Source organism: Rhizobium cauense (genome assembly GCF_019511525.1).
In the GTDB taxonomy this organism is placed as follows: domain Bacteria; phylum Pseudomonadota; class Alphaproteobacteria; order Rhizobiales; family Rhizobiaceae; genus Rhizobium; species Rhizobium cauense.
This window is the reverse complement of the sequence record NZ_JAEUAT010000005.1, coordinates 216,961-230,475: the sequence shown is the minus strand read 5'-3', so window position 1 is coordinate 230,475 and position 13,515 is coordinate 216,961. Positions and strand designations below refer to the sequence as shown.

The following is a 13,515-nucleotide window of genomic DNA, read 5'->3' as shown; positions in this document are numbered from 1 at the left end:
GATCGCGCTCCTTACGGCAGCTTTGCATAGGCCACGGAAAGGGCGGCATAGTCGGCGTCACTGATCGGCATCAATGGAGCACGCGTGCGCCGCCATGCTTCATTGCCAGCCTTGAGACCCACCATGGCCTTGATCGTCGGGATCTGCACATAGGAGTTGGAAAGCGTTCGGTAGGCATTGATACGAGCCTGCGCTACCTCCACCTCGCCAGCGCGCGTCTCGTCGTGAACCTTGTCATAAACGGTGCGCAGCGAGTCCGCGACGAGATTGGAGGTAGCCGTGATGCAGCCGGCACCTCCCGCCTTCAGCAGGGGCAACAGCAGCGGATCAGCGCCCGCCAGCACGGAAAAGCCCGGATATGCAGCGATGATTGCCTGCATGTTATTGAAATCGCCAGCCGATTCCTTGATGCCAACGACATTGTCAGGGAACGCCTTGATGAGCCTGCCGATCAGAGGAATGGAGAGCGGAATGCCGGAAACCTGGGGGATGTGGTACAGAATAACCTGCAGTCGGCTGTCGCCGATCTTTTCCAGAACCTGCGAGTAGGCGGCAAACAATCCATCATCGGATACGCCCTTATAGTAGAAGGGCGGCAGCATCACGACCTTCGTCACACCGAGCGAGAGGGCATGCCTAGTCAGTTCCACCGTTTCGGGAATGGCGACGACGCCCGTGCCCGGAAGGAGCTTGTCTGCTGGTACCCCTGCCTTGAGTGCCGCCTCCAGAATTTCCCGACGTTCGCTGGAGGAAAACGAATTTGCCTCGCCGGTCGTGCCCAGCAGAGCCACGCCATGACAACCTTCCTGCAACAGACGTTGGCAGTGCTCCGTGAACAGGCCAAGGTCCGGAGTGCCATCGGCATTGAGCGGTGTCGCGGCCGCACTGAACACGCCTGTAATCTTGTGATCGTTCATATCGTCCTCCTCGGATGAACACCGCATCGATGGCGGCAAAGGCGGGAGCTCAAGCCCGCATGATGCGATTTTCATCATCCCCACAGGCCGTGTTGTCAATATGACAATAGGGATTGTCAAACACATCATTTTTTAAATTACTGAAAAATATAAAGAAAATATTTCGCCTCTACTCGCTACTCGGATAGAGAATTAATTTCTGTTGACATATTTACATTATCGAGCGAGTGTCTCGGCATATGGTGACGCGCTTTCGGGATAGAGTGGGAAGTGTGGCTCACGCATTTTGTCATGGGAGGACACGATGACTGAACGGAATGAAGGGAATGCTGCGCAAAAAGCGCAGATGTCGCGCCGCGAGGCCTTGAAGCTGGGCCTCGCCGCTGGCGTCGGCCTCACGATATTCGGGATGAACGCCCGCATCGTGCTTGCCGATGACGGCCAGGTCCTGAAGGTCGCCAATCCGGCGTTCAACCAGGATTGGTCGCCATTGCGCGGCGGCGGCGTTCCTTTCCGCTGGAACTCGATCTGGTGGGCCTCGCCGATGTACTTCGACGGCGAAGGCAAGATCCATCCCTACGTCTTCACCAGCTGGGAGTCCCCGGACAACAAAGTCTGGACCTTCAAGATCGATCCCAAGGCGGTATTTTCGGACGGTAGCAAGATTACCGCTGCCGACGTCAAGGGCTCCTGGGAAGTCGCCTCCATGCCGAACACCAAGAGCCAGCGCGCCGACCAGGTGCTGAGCAAGGTTCAGGGATACAAGGAGATCAGCGGCGGCTCCGGAAACGAGCTCACGGGCGTTGCAACGCCTGATGAAGGCACCGTCGTCGTGACGCTTGTAGACGCCGATCCGATCTTCTTCATGCGTCTCGCCAACCACATCGCGCCGATCACCAAGGCCGCGCAGTCGCGTGGCAGTGATGGAGAGGAGATCGTCGACTGGTACAAGCCAGAAAGCAGCGCGGTCTACTCCGGTCCCTTCAAGCTGACCAGCATCGACATCGACGCCGGCAAACTTGTGTTCGAGCCGAATGAGAACTTCTTTGGCCCCAAGCCGAAGCTGGCACGCATCGAGATCACGTCGATCGAAGACAACGTGACGGCGACATCGCTGATAAAATCCGGCGAATTCAATGCTCACACGGAATTGGTCACTTCCACGATCATTCAAGATCTCGGCCCGGAATTCTCTGCCGGTCCGCTGATCCCCACCAGCCAGCATTTCTGGTTCAACATCAAGCGCGCTCCGATGGACGATCCGAAGGTTCGTCAGGCGCTGATTATGGCTATCGATCGCGACGGCCTCTTCAAGGCCTCCTACCCGGATGGTCCCCACAAGAAAGCGGACCAGATTCTCAACTCCGTTCCCGGCGCTGACAATTCCGGTTTCGAGCCCTATCCCTACGATCCGGAAGCGGCCAAGAAGCTGCTTGCCGAGTCGAGCTACGGCGGGCCGGAACGGTTGCCGAAGATCCTCTTTGTCGGGATCTCTGCTCCCGCCATCGAAGCCGCAGCCCAGTTCATCGCCGAGCAATGGCGGCAGAACCTCGGCATCACGGCTGTCGACATGAAGCCTCAGCAGGACGCCTATGCCGGTCCGGATCAAAACGCGGTGCAGATCTTCCGCGATGACGTCGGCACCCGGGTACCCGATGCCGTTTCCTACCTTGCCGGCTCGATCGCGTCGACCTCGTCGAACGCACAGAACAAGCTCGGCGGATACAAGAACGACAAGGTCGATGCTGCGCTCGCGGAAGCGTCCACCAAGGCAGCGGACGACCCGCAGCGTGTGAAGCTCGCACAGGATGCACAGAAGGCATTCCGCGACGATTGGGCCTTCATTCCGTGGTACTCTCAGGCGATGTCGCGCTGGGCGACGAAAGAAGTCAAGGGCATGGAAAAGAACCTCGACTGGCAGGTCGTGGCGCCTTGGGACATCTCGGTCGGCTGAGCCGGCGACCGCACAGAAAGACAGCCTCCGGGCATTAGCAACCGCGCGAAGACCGCAAGGCCTTCGCGCAAGTTTCAAGAAGAGACGGCATCTCCGCGGGGAGGACCCGAACACGGAGCCATGCCGGCAACAGGTGGGAGGTAACCTTGTTACGCTATGTGCTAACCCGGTTTGCCATCTGGATTCCGTCCGTGCTGATCGTGATGCTGGCCGTGTATGCACTGGCCTTCTACGGCGCCGGCGATCCTATCAAGCTTATCTTTTTGCGGGCACCAGGCGACGTCGCCTACAATCCCGAGCGCATCGAGGCCATCCGCGAAAGCGCGGGCCTGAACAAGCCGTTCATTGCGCAGTTCGGTCTTTACATCTGGAACCTGCTGCATGGTCAATTCGGCAACTCGCTGACCTCGGGCCGCTCGGTCTGGGCCATGGTCTCGGCCGCCGCGCCAGTTTCCTTCCAGCTCGCGCTCTGTTCCATCATCCTGACCGCCGTCATTGCCATTCCACTTGGCATGATCGCGGCGCTTAACCAGAATTCGCGGCTCGACTACACGATCCTCGGGAGCGCGCTCTTCCTCTGGGCAATCCCCGCTTATGTGGCCGGTCCACTGCTCATGGTTGGTCTCATCGTGTTGCTGCCCATGATCAAAGTGCCTTACGGCTGGGGTGGCGTCTTCGACACGCGCATCATTTTGCCGCTGGTTGTCCTTTCGTTTCAGCCGATCGCGCTCATCGTGCGTCAGACACGCGCAGCGGTTATCGAGGTTCTCTCCGAGGATTTCGTTCGCACCGCTCGCGCCAAGGGTGTTCCCGAAATCGTGGTCGCCTTGCGTCATATCCTGCGCCCTGTGCTGACCCCCGTCGTCACGCAGCTCGGCCTGATCATGATCACCATCGTCAACGGTGCGATCTTCGTCGAGCTCGTCTTCGGCCTGCCGGGTCTCGGACGCCTGACCGTTCAGGCACTGATCAATTCGGATTACCCCGTCATTCTGGCAATCACGCTGATTGGATCCTTCCTCGTCATGGCCTCGAACCTCCTGGTCGATGTGCTCTATCCGCTGCTTGATCCGCGCGCCAACGATGCAAGAAGGAGCCGCTGACCATGTCCGCCATCCCTCTCTCCACGGTCGAAACCACGCAGGAAGAGCCTCCTGTCAACCTCTGGCGTGACGCCTGGCACCGCCTGAAGCGCAACAAACTTGCTCTCTTCGGCCTTGTCGTCGTGCTCATCCTGGCTTTCGCGGCAATCTTCGGCCCGTACCTAACGCCATACGACTACCTCAGTCAGGACCTGCAGGCGCGGAATGCCGCTCCTTCGTTGCAGCACCTGTTCGGCACGGACGATCTCGGGCGTGATGTATTCAGCCGCGTCGTTTTCGGCACGCGCACTGCTTTCCTTGTCGCGATCGTCGTCACTTTGATTGCAGTAACGATCGGCCTCGTGCTCGGTGCGATCGCAGGCTTCTTCGGCAATCCGTTCGACAGCGCCATCATGTGGCTGACGGACGTAACCATGTCGGTGCCGAACCTCCTGCTCGTCGTTGTTATCAACGCGTCGCTTAAAACGCCGATCGCGAAATGGATGGAGGCCCAGTACATGGCGACACTCAATCCATTCTATCGGCAGACGATCTGGGTGGATTTCTTCCTCGTCTTCGGCTCGATGGCGCTGATCTCCTGGCCGCCCTATGCGCGCCTGGTGCGCGCTCAGGTTCTCTCGATCCGCAGCCGTCCCTACATCACCGCAGCGCAAGCGCTCGGCCTGTCCAACTGGATCATCATGAAGCGCTATGTCGTGCCGAACGCACTCGGACCGCTGATTGTTTCTGTCAGCGCCGGCCTCGGCACCGCCATGGTTCTGGAAAGTGCCTTCAGCTTCCTCGGCGTCGGCGTCAATCCTCCGACCCCCAGCTGGGGCAATATGATCTCGGACGGCCTGCGCGTGTGGCAGCACTATCCACATCTGCTGGCTGCTCCGGCAGCTGTTCTCGGCCTTGCCTCAGTTGCCTTCAGCTTCCTCGGCGACGGCCTCAACGACGCACTCAATCCGCGGGGCAGCAAGTGATGAACACGACAAAATCCACTGAACGACTGCTCGATGTCCGTGGTCTCACCGTTGAAATCGACGGGCGCAATGGCCCTGCCGTTGTCGTGGACGGGATCGATCTCCACGTCAACAAGGGTGAAACGCTGGGAGTTGTCGGAGAATCCGGCTGCGGCAAGAGCCTGACGATGCTGAGCCTGATGCGGCTCCTGCCCAACAAGATCAAGGTCACCAAGGGAAGCGCCAGCTTCGCCGGCAATGACCTGCAGAAGATGTCGAACAAGGAGCTGCGCAAGGTGCGCGGAGGCGATATCGGCTTCGTATTTCAGGATCCGATGACGTCGCTGAACCCGGTCATGCGCATCGGCGACCAGATCTGCGAGCCGCTGATCTATCATCGCAAGATGAGCAAGGCAGAGGCTCGCGCTCGTGCCGTTGAGTTGTTGCGCCTGGTCGGTATTCCCGGCCCGGAAGAGCGCCTGCAGGCCTATCCGCACGAACTCTCCGGCGGCATGCGGCAGCGCGTGATGATCGCAATCGGCCTTGCCTGCAATCCGAAGCTCCTGATCGCAGACGAACCGACAACGGCGCTCGACGTCACCATCCAGGCGCAGATCGTCGATCTGGTGAAGGATCTGCGCGCCAAGCTCGGCATGTCGGTCGTCTGGATCACCCACGACCTGGCGCTGATCGCCGGTCTCGTCGATCGCGTCGCCGTGCTCTATGCAGGTACCGTCGTCGAGGACGCTCCGGTGGACGAACTCTATGCTCGCCCCAGCCATCCCTACACACGTGGTCTCTTGGCTTCGATACCGAAGCTATCCGATGCGCCTGCAAGCCGATTGAGCTCCATCGGCGGCACGCCGCCAGAGCCGGGCCGTCGCCCCCAGGGCTGCCCTTTTGCGCCACGCTGTCCTTTGGCGGAAGCCGTCTGTCACGAGCGGGTGCCGAAACTCGAACCGATAGCGGGCGCAGGAAACCACCGCGCGGCTTGCTTCGTCGTCCATAAAATGCAGGAGGCCGCGTGATGGGTGCCCAACCACTGCTCAAGGTCGAGAACCTCGTCAAGCACTTCCACGTCAAGCTTGGCGCCTTCGGTGAGCGCGCCGCGACGGTCTATGCGCTCGATAACGTCAATCTCGACATCATGGAGGGCGAAACGCTTTCCCTGGTCGGCGAATCCGGCTGCGGCAAGTCGACCACCGGATTTACGATCCTCAACCTCTACAAGGCGACCTCAGGCAAGGTGGTCTACAAGGGGCAGGATCTGGCGACGCTGGATGAAAAGCAAATGCGGCCTTTCCGCCGCGACCTGCAGATCGTCTTCCAGGACCCCTATTCGACGCTCAACCCGCGCATGACGATCGGTGAGGCGATCGGCGAGCCGATCCTCTTCCACAAACTCTGCACGAAGGCGGAACTCAAGGACAAGATCGCCACACTGCTGACCGATGTCGGCCTGCCGACCCGCTTTGCCCAACGCTATCCGCACGAGCTCTCCGGCGGCCAAAGGCAGCGTGTTGTCATCGCTCGCGCGCTCGCCTGCCAGCCGAAATTCATCGTCTGCGACGAAGCCATCTCGGCGCTCGACGTGTCGATCCAGGCCCAGATCATCAATCTCCTGCTCGACCTCCAGGAGAAGTATGGCCTGACTTACCTGTTCATCGCCCATGATCTGGCCGTCGTACGCCACATCAGCACCCGTGTCGGTGTCATGTATCTCGGCCGCTTGGCGGAACTTGCCACGCGCGAAGAGCTGTTCGAAAACCCTCTGCATCCCTACACCAGGGCGCTGCTGTCAGCCGTTCCGGAAACCGATCCGGAACTTGAGCGGACACGCAAACGTCAGATCCTGCAGGGCGATGTGCCGAGCCCGCTCAACCCGCCGAGCGGCTGCCGCTTCCATTCGCGCTGCCCGATCGCCATGGACGTTTGCAGCAAGCTCGTGCCGGAATGGAAGGAAGCCAAACCCGGTCATCTCGTGGCCTGCCATGCCGTCAACACGGGGCAGACTGCATGACGCTGAAGGTCGCGATCATCGCTGACGACCTGACCGGCGCGCTCGACACGGGAACCCCCTTTGTCGACGCCGGCCTCTCCGTCGCTGTCGCGATCGACACCGGAGCCATATCGGAAACGCTCGCGACCGATTGCGAAATCGTCGTGGTCAACACGGCTTCACGGGCTCTCCCGGAGGAGGAAGCGGCAAGAACGGTCAGCGCTGCGGCGAAGGCCCTTCTTGCCGCCTCGCCTCAGGTCGTACTGAAAAAGATCGACTCCCGGCTCAAGGGAAATGTTGCAGCGGAAAGCGCAGCCTTGGCTGCTGTCTTCGGTCACGACGCAATCGTGGCGGCACCGGCCATTCCAGATCAGGAGCGCTTCACCCGCAACGGCCATGTCGTCGGTCGTGGCGTCGATACGCCGCTGCCGGTTGCAGAGCTTTTCGGCGCAAGCAAATGCGAAGTTCTGGTCCGTGATGCTGAAACGGACAGCGATCTCGACCTAGTGGTTGGCGCTTACGACTGGAGGACGACCCTTGCCGTCGGCGCCCGCGGTGTCGGAGCTGCATTTGCCCGCAGGATCGGCCAACCGAGCAAGGCAAGCAAAGCCTTTGCCGCATCGAGCCGGACCGTCTTCGCGTTCGGCTCCCGCGACCCGATCACGTCGGCACAGATGACCAAGCTGGAGAGTACGGGCGCCCTCGCCGCTGCCATCGATGCATCCATGGGAGCCGTGCCGCCCGATATACAGGTTGGCTTGCCGTTACTCGTTCGCTGCACCGGCGAAATCACCGGCGAAGCCGTGGCAGTTGCCGACCGCTTCGCAAAAGGCGTAAAATCGCTGATTGAGATGACACGCCCCGACATGCTGATCGTGGGCGGTGGTGATACGGCGCTGGCGGTTTTTCGGGAGCTCGGAATTCGGATCCTCAGGCCACAGGGCGAAATCGAAGCGGGCATTCCGTGGTTTGAGGTCACAACGGCCAATGGCCTGCGTTTCCGTTGCGCGGTGAAGTCCGGGGGCTTCGGTAATTCTGATAGTTTGCTAAAACTGATTGCACAGAATCAGGCGGCATAGGCAATGCCGGCGGGGAGAATGAAGGTGGACGAAGCTAGCGGTGTATCGGCGAAAGCCCAGACGGCCTCGACAGCCAAGCCGGAGCGCGGCAAGGCTGTGAAACTGGTCGATCGGGTCTTCGACCAGTTGCAGGAGCGTATTCGCTCCGGAAACTATCCGCCGGATTCGCGGCTTCCCGGCGAGCACGAACTTGCGTCGATGCTCGGTGTCTCGCGCCCGATCGTGCGTGACGCGCTGGCACGGTTGCGGGATCAAGGGATCGTCTATGCCCGCCAGGGAGCCGGCACCTTCGTCAGCGCCCACGGTTCACCCACGACGCAACTCTCCTATTCGCCCGTCAAGACGATCGCCGACATCCAGCGCTGCTATGAGTTTCGCCTGACCATCGAGCCAGCTGCAGCCTACTTCGCTGCGAAGCGCCGCGACGAGGCGGCGATCCAGAAGATTGCGGCAGCACTCGCCGATCTGCGCGAGGCGACCAGCCATCAGCTTCATCGCACCGACGCCGACTTCACCTTCCATCGGGCCGTCACCGAAGCCGCCAACAACCACTATTATACGGCCTCGATCGACGCCCTGAAGGCTCACATCGCTGTCGGCATGCATCTTCATGGCCTATCGCTCCTTGGTCCGCGTCAGGGCCTCGAGCAGGTTTACGAGGAGCACAACAAGATTTACCTCGCCATCGTCGAAGGACGCGCAGAAGACGCGCGGGCTCTTATGAAGGCGCATCTTGAGGGATCCCAGAGCCGCCTCTTCGAAGGCCGAGCTCTGGACCTTTCCATGTAGTTGCGGCAGTCGGCTTGACAGCTTTGCTGCTCTGGCTCTAACCTTTTCGCATTCACCAGGGGGGTCCCCGGCAAGGGGCTGAGATACTGCTATCGCGCGCAGTGACCCGTTGAACCTGATCCAGTTCATACTGGCGTAGGGACGGTGCAAGCGCTCGAAGGCATTGGATTTTCGCGTGGAATCCGTGCCGGCGTCTTTTCATCATTCCGGCTGATGACTGGGTCTCCAAACCTAAAACTTGGAGCCTCAAACCATGAATATTGCCGCAAAGACCATCACCCCCACAGTCACCACGGGCCCCCTGCCCGCCTCCCGCAAGATCTACATCCCGGGCGAGATCCACACGGACATCCGCGTGCCAATGCGCGAAATCAGCGTTCATCCGACATCAGGAGAACCAGCGGTCACAGTCTATGATTCCTCGGGGATTTATACGGTCGAGGGTGCCGACATCCGCATCGAGCAAGGCCTTCCAGAACTGCGCCGCAACTGGGTCGTCGCTCGCGGCGACGTTGAAGCCTATCAGGGTCGCCAGGTGCGCCCGGAGGATAACGGCTTTGCCAGCGGCGAACGGCTGACACCGGAATTTTCCGCCAAACGCCAGCCGCTCCGCGCCAAGGACGGCAAAGCCGTGACCCAGCTCGCCTATGCGCGCGCCGGCATCATCACGCCGGAGATGGAGTTCATCGCCATCCGCGAAAATCTCGGACGCAAGGCGAAGGCAGAGGCAATGGTGCGCGACGGCGAGAGCTTCGGCGCCCATATTCCCGATCACGTCACGCCGGAATTCGTCCGCCAGGAGGTGGCTGCCGGCCGCGCGATCATCCCCGCCAACATCAACCACCCCGAATCCGAGCCGATGATCATCGGCCGGAACTTCCTGGTGAAGATCAACGCGAATATCGGCAACTCCGCAGTCACCTCTTCCATGGCAGAAGAGGTAGAGAAGATGGTCTGGGCCGCGCGTTGGGGCGCCGATACCGTCATGGATCTCTCCACCGGCCGCAACATCCACAACATCCGCGAATGGATCATCCGCAATTCGCCGCTACCGATCGGCACCGTTCCGCTCTATCAGGCGCTGGAGAAGGTCGAGGGCATTGCCGAGAACCTGACCTGGGAGGTCTATCGCGACACTCTGATCGAGCAGGCCGAGCAAGGCGTCGACTATTTCACCATCCACGCCGGCGTGCGGCTCCACTACATCCCGCTCACCGTCAACCGCGTTACCGGCATCGTCTCGCGCGGCGGCTCGATCATGGCCAAGTGGTGTCTTCATCACCACCGCGAGAGCTTCCTCTACGAGCACTTCGAGGAGATCTGCGACATCTGCCGCGCCTATGACGTTTCCTTCTCGCTCGGCGACGGCTTGCGCCCGGGCTCGATTGCCGATGCTAACGACGCCGCGCAGTTCGCCGAGCTGGAGACCCTTGGCGAACTGACAAAGATCGCCTGGGCCAAGGACTGCCAGGTCATGATTGAAGGGCCCGGCCACGTGCCAATGCACAAGATCAAGGAAAACATGGACAAGCAGCTCGCCGTCTGCGGCGAAGCGCCGTTCTATACACTGGGACCGCTGACGACGGACATCGCGCCGGGCTACGACCACATCACCTCGGGCATCGGTGCCGCGATGATCGGCTGGTTCGGCACGGCAATGCTCTGCTACGTCACCCCGAAGGAGCATCTTGGCCTGCCCGACCGCAATGACGTGAAGACTGGTGTCATCACCTATAAGATTGCCGCGCACGCCGCCGATCTCGCCAAGGGACACCCGGCCGCTCAATTGCGCGATGACGCACTGTCGCGCGCCCGCTTCGAATTCCGATGGGAGGACCAGTTCAACCTGTCGCTCGATCCGGAGACGGCCCGCAGCTTCCACGACGAGACACTGCCGAAGGAAGCCCACAAGGTCGCGCACTTCTGCTCCATGTGTGGACCGAAATTCTGCTCCATGCGGATCTCCCACGACATCCGTGCCGAGGCACAGAAGGAAGGGCTCGATGCCATGGCGGCGAAATACCGCGAGGGCGGCGATCTCTACATGCCGATCGACGCTGCCCACGGGTCGCGTGACTGAGATGCACGTTCTCGTCAAAGGGGCCGGCGTTGCCGGCCTCACGGTCGCGCACGAACTCAGCCTTCGCGGTGCCGACGTCACCGTCCTGGATACGGGCGATCGGCAAGCAGCCTCCTTGCTCGCCGGCGGCATGCTGGCACCCTGGTGCGAACGCGAAAGCGCTGACGAGGCCGTATTGCTGCGCGGCCGCGATGCCATCGACCAGTGGAACATGATGCTGCCGGGCGAGGTCAGCAGAAACGGAACGCTGGTCGTTGCCCCTGCGCGCGACCAGGGCGAACTCGACCGCTTTGCCGGTCGCACAAGCGGCTATGAATGGCTGGACGAAGAGCAGGTCGCCGCATTGGAGCCATCTCTGGCGGGGCGCTTCAGGCGCGCCCTTTTCTTCTCATTGGAAGGACATCTCAACCCACGTCGGGTGTTGGGTTTGCTACAGGAAAAGCTCGCCTCCCGGCGTGTCGCGTTCGTCGACCAGGTGACCGAAACCACTGACTACGACGACGTCGTCGACTGTACCGGTGCAGCACGGATCGGACAGACGAACGGACTTCGCGGCATCCGCGGCGAAATGCTTTATCTGGAAACCCGCGAGGTCGTCCTCTCCAGACCGGTTCGCCTACTGCATCCCCGCTTCGCCATTTACATCGTACCGCGCGGCGATGGCCTCTTCATGGTGGGTGCCACCATGATCGAGACGGAGTTTGATGGTCCAGTCTCGGCGCGTTCGTTGATGGAACTGCTGAACGCCGCCTATGCCGTACATCCTGCCTTTGCGGATGCGGCAGTCGTCGAAACCGGTGCCGGCGTCCGGCCGGCATTCGCCGACAATTTTCCACGCGTGAGCCGCGAGGCCGATGCCGTCGTGCTGAACGGCCTCTACCGCCACGGCTTCCTGCTAGCGCCTGCAATGGCGGAGGAAGCCGCGGATCTTGTCTTCGCCAGAACCGAACCAGGAGGACATAGCCAATGAAACTGATCGTCAACGGCGAACATCACGACCTCATAGCACCAACACTGTCCGAACTGCTGACGGTGATGGAATACGAAGGCGACTGGCTGGCAACCGCCGTCAACGGCGAAATCGTCCACCGCGAGGATCGCGCCGACCATGCGCTCAGCGACAACGACAGGATCGAAATCCTGTCACCAATGCAGGGAGGCTGACGATGCTGAAGCTTTATGACGCCGAAATCTCTTCCCGACTGCTTCTGGGAACCGCACGATATCCCTCACCCGCGATCCTTGCGGAGGCCGTCAAACGATCGGGAACAGAGATCGTCACCGTTTCGCTTCGCCGCGAGACCGCCGGCGGACGAAGTGGCGGTGCCTTCTTCGAAATGATCCGCGCGCTTGGCGTTCGGGTTCTACCGAATACAGCAGGCTGCCATGGAGTCTCCGAGGCGGTGCTGACGGCCAAGATGGCGCGCGAGTTGTTCGGCACCAATTGGATCAAGCTGGAGGTGATCGGCAATCACGATACGCTTCAGCCCGATGTCTTCGGCCTGGTCGAGGCCGCACGTATCCTGTCAGCCGAAGGTTTCGAGGTCTTTCCCTACACGACCGACGACCTCGTGGTGGCCGAGAAGCTACTTGAGGCGGGTTGCGGGGTGTTGATGCCCTGGTGTGCCCCGATCGGAAGTGCCGCAGGACCGCTGAACCCAACGGCACTCCGTTCCATGCGCGCACATTTCCCGGACATTCCCCTCATCGTTGACGCCGGTGTCGGTCGGCCTTCACACGCGACGTCTGTCATGGAGCTCGGCTTTGATGCCGTTTTGCTGAACACTGCTGTCGCCGGCGCCGGCGACCCGGTTGCCATGGCAAGTGCATTCGCCAAGGCAATCGAGTCGGGCCACGAAGCCTTCGGCGCCGGCATGCTGGAGCCGCGCGATGTCGCGGTTCCCTCGACACCTATCATCGGAAAGGCCGCGTTCGCATGAAACTGGATCCCTTTTATCTCATCGTCGATAGTGCCGAGTGGATCGCGCGGCTGGTGCCGCTTGGCGTCAAGCTTGTGCAACTCAGGATCAAGGACAAAGCGCCAACGCAGTTGTGCCAGGAAATCCGAGCGGCAAAGGCAATCTGCTCAGCGCATGGCTGTCAGCTGATCGTCAACGATTACTGGCAACTCGCCATCGACGAAGGATGCGATTTCGTCCACCTCGGCCAGGAGGATCTGGAAGCAGCCGATCTCGGCGCCATCCGTGGCGCCGGCCTGAAGCTCGGACTGTCCACCCACGACAATGCCGAGCTCGACACAGCATTGGCGGCGAAGCCGGACTACATCGCGCTTGGTCCGATCTACCCGACCATCCTCAAACAGATGAAGTGGGCGCCGCAGGGCCCGGAACGCCTGCGCATCTGGAAGGCGCGCGTCGGCGAACTGCCGCTTGTCGCCATTGGCGGCTTGAACGTTGATCGCGTAGAAGGCGTCCTGTCACAGGGGGCTGACAGTGCTGCGGTCGTGACCGACATCACCTTGAACCCGGACCCCGAAGCGCGAACACTGCAATGGCTTGCTGCCACAGCAGCGTGGCGAACGGTGGACGAAACCATAGCGTAACCGGCAAATGGCACACTCGATGGGGCGGCGTGTAGTCGCAACGCCGTCAAAAATGATTGATTTGCGGACCATGCTTCCGCATGTTCA

The 13,515-nt window shown here is 60.9% G+C and carries 13 protein-coding genes and 1 riboswitch; of the genes, 12 read left to right on the top strand and 1 reads right to left on the bottom strand.

Features of this window, described 5'->3' with window-relative positions; translation table 11 throughout:
- Positions 1-11: 11 nt before the first annotated feature.
- A complete protein-coding gene (locus tag JNB88_RS11725; protein WP_220355611.1) occupies positions 12-917 on the bottom strand; it encodes a dihydrodipicolinate synthase family protein in 906 nt (301 codons plus the stop codon).
- A gap of 304 nt (positions 918-1,221) precedes the next feature.
- Here JNB88_RS11725 and JNB88_RS11720 point away from each other — a divergent pair, with 304 nt between their 5' ends.
- From JNB88_RS11720 to JNB88_RS11665, 12 genes are all read left to right on the top strand, one after another.
- On the top strand, positions 1,222-2,871 hold the full coding sequence (locus JNB88_RS11720) for an ABC transporter substrate-binding protein (protein ID WP_037131919.1): 1,650 nt from the start codon (positions 1,222-1,224) through the stop codon (positions 2,869-2,871).
- 146 nt (positions 2,872-3,017) lie between these two features.
- Positions 3,018-3,974, top strand: coding sequence for an ABC transporter permease (locus tag JNB88_RS11715; RefSeq protein ID WP_220355610.1), 957 nt, complete (start codon positions 3,018-3,020; stop codon positions 3,972-3,974).
- Positions 3,975-3,976: 2 nt separating this feature from the next.
- Positions 3,977-4,939 (top strand): ABC transporter permease, encoded by a 963-nt coding sequence (locus JNB88_RS11710; RefSeq protein ID WP_220355609.1) that lies wholly within the window; start codon positions 3,977-3,979, stop codon positions 4,937-4,939.
- Positions 4,939-5,946, top strand: a complete 1,008-nt coding sequence (locus tag JNB88_RS11705; RefSeq protein WP_220355608.1) for an ABC transporter ATP-binding protein — start codon at positions 4,939-4,941, stop codon at positions 5,944-5,946. Before JNB88_RS11710 ends, JNB88_RS11705 begins: the two co-directional genes overlap by 1 nt.
- On the top strand, positions 5,946-6,938 hold the full coding sequence (locus tag JNB88_RS11700; protein WP_220355607.1) for an ABC transporter ATP-binding protein: 993 nt from the start codon (positions 5,946-5,948) through the stop codon (positions 6,936-6,938). Before JNB88_RS11705 ends, JNB88_RS11700 begins: the two co-directional genes overlap by 1 nt.
- Complete coding sequence (locus JNB88_RS11695; RefSeq protein WP_220355606.1) at positions 6,935-7,996, top strand: four-carbon acid sugar kinase family protein; 1,062 nt, start codon at positions 6,935-6,937, stop codon at positions 7,994-7,996. The genes JNB88_RS11700 and JNB88_RS11695 overlap by 4 nt, the downstream gene beginning before the upstream one ends.
- A gap of 18 nt (positions 7,997-8,014) precedes the next feature.
- Positions 8,015-8,785 carry a FadR/GntR family transcriptional regulator gene (locus tag JNB88_RS11690; protein WP_220355605.1) on the top strand — a complete coding sequence of 257 codons (771 nt, stop codon included), beginning with the start codon at positions 8,015-8,017 and terminating at the stop codon, positions 8,783-8,785.
- 47 nt (positions 8,786-8,832) lie between these two features.
- A riboswitch (TPP riboswitch) is annotated at positions 8,833-8,945 on the top strand.
- Positions 8,946-9,038: 93 nt separating this feature from the next.
- Positions 9,039-10,865 carry a phosphomethylpyrimidine synthase ThiC gene (thiC, locus tag JNB88_RS11685; protein WP_220355604.1) on the top strand — a complete coding sequence of 609 codons (1,827 nt, stop codon included), beginning with the start codon at positions 9,039-9,041 and terminating at the stop codon, positions 10,863-10,865.
- 1 nt (position 10,866) lies between these two features.
- Positions 10,867-11,835: a glycine oxidase ThiO gene (thiO, locus tag JNB88_RS11680; protein ID WP_220355790.1), complete on the top strand. Its 969-nt coding sequence runs from the start codon at positions 10,867-10,869 to the stop codon at positions 11,833-11,835.
- On the top strand, positions 11,832-12,029 hold the full coding sequence (gene thiS / locus JNB88_RS11675) for a sulfur carrier protein ThiS (RefSeq protein ID WP_037131900.1): 198 nt from the start codon (positions 11,832-11,834) through the stop codon (positions 12,027-12,029). The genes thiO and thiS overlap by 4 nt, the downstream gene beginning before the upstream one ends.
- Before the next feature lie 2 nt (positions 12,030-12,031).
- Positions 12,032-12,805 (top strand): thiazole synthase, encoded by a 774-nt coding sequence (locus tag JNB88_RS11670; RefSeq protein ID WP_220355603.1) that lies wholly within the window; start codon positions 12,032-12,034, stop codon positions 12,803-12,805.
- Complete coding sequence (locus tag JNB88_RS11665; protein WP_220355602.1) at positions 12,802-13,428, top strand: thiamine phosphate synthase; 627 nt, start codon at positions 12,802-12,804, stop codon at positions 13,426-13,428. Before JNB88_RS11670 ends, JNB88_RS11665 begins: the two co-directional genes overlap by 4 nt.
- Positions 13,429-13,515 lie beyond the last annotated feature (87 nt).

Coding starts and splice junctions, on each gene's coding strand:
- JNB88_RS11690 (WP_220355605.1), top strand. CDS start 8,015: ATGAAGGTGGACGAAGCTAGCGGTGTATCGGCGAAAGCCCAGACGGCC.
- JNB88_RS11670 (WP_220355603.1), top strand. CDS start 12,032: ATGCTGAAGCTTTATGACGCCGAAATCTCTTCCCGACTGCTTCTGGGA.
- thiO (WP_220355790.1), top strand. CDS start 10,867: ATGCACGTTCTCGTCAAAGGGGCCGGCGTTGCCGGCCTCACGGTCGCG.
- thiS (WP_037131900.1), top strand. CDS start 11,832: ATGAAACTGATCGTCAACGGCGAACATCACGACCTCATAGCACCAACA.
- JNB88_RS11710 (WP_220355609.1), top strand. CDS start 3,977: ATGTCCGCCATCCCTCTCTCCACGGTCGAAACCACGCAGGAAGAGCCT.
- JNB88_RS11705 (WP_220355608.1), top strand. CDS start 4,939: ATGAACACGACAAAATCCACTGAACGACTGCTCGATGTCCGTGGTCTC.
- JNB88_RS11720 (WP_037131919.1), top strand. CDS start 1,222: ATGACTGAACGGAATGAAGGGAATGCTGCGCAAAAAGCGCAGATGTCG.
- thiC (WP_220355604.1), top strand. CDS start 9,039: ATGAATATTGCCGCAAAGACCATCACCCCCACAGTCACCACGGGCCCC.
- JNB88_RS11700 (WP_220355607.1), top strand. CDS start 5,946: ATGGGTGCCCAACCACTGCTCAAGGTCGAGAACCTCGTCAAGCACTTC.
- JNB88_RS11695 (WP_220355606.1), top strand. CDS start 6,935: ATGACGCTGAAGGTCGCGATCATCGCTGACGACCTGACCGGCGCGCTC.
- JNB88_RS11725 (WP_220355611.1), bottom strand. CDS start 917: ATGAACGATCACAAGATTACAGGCGTGTTCAGTGCGGCCGCGACACCG.
- JNB88_RS11665 (WP_220355602.1), top strand. CDS start 12,802: ATGAAACTGGATCCCTTTTATCTCATCGTCGATAGTGCCGAGTGGATC.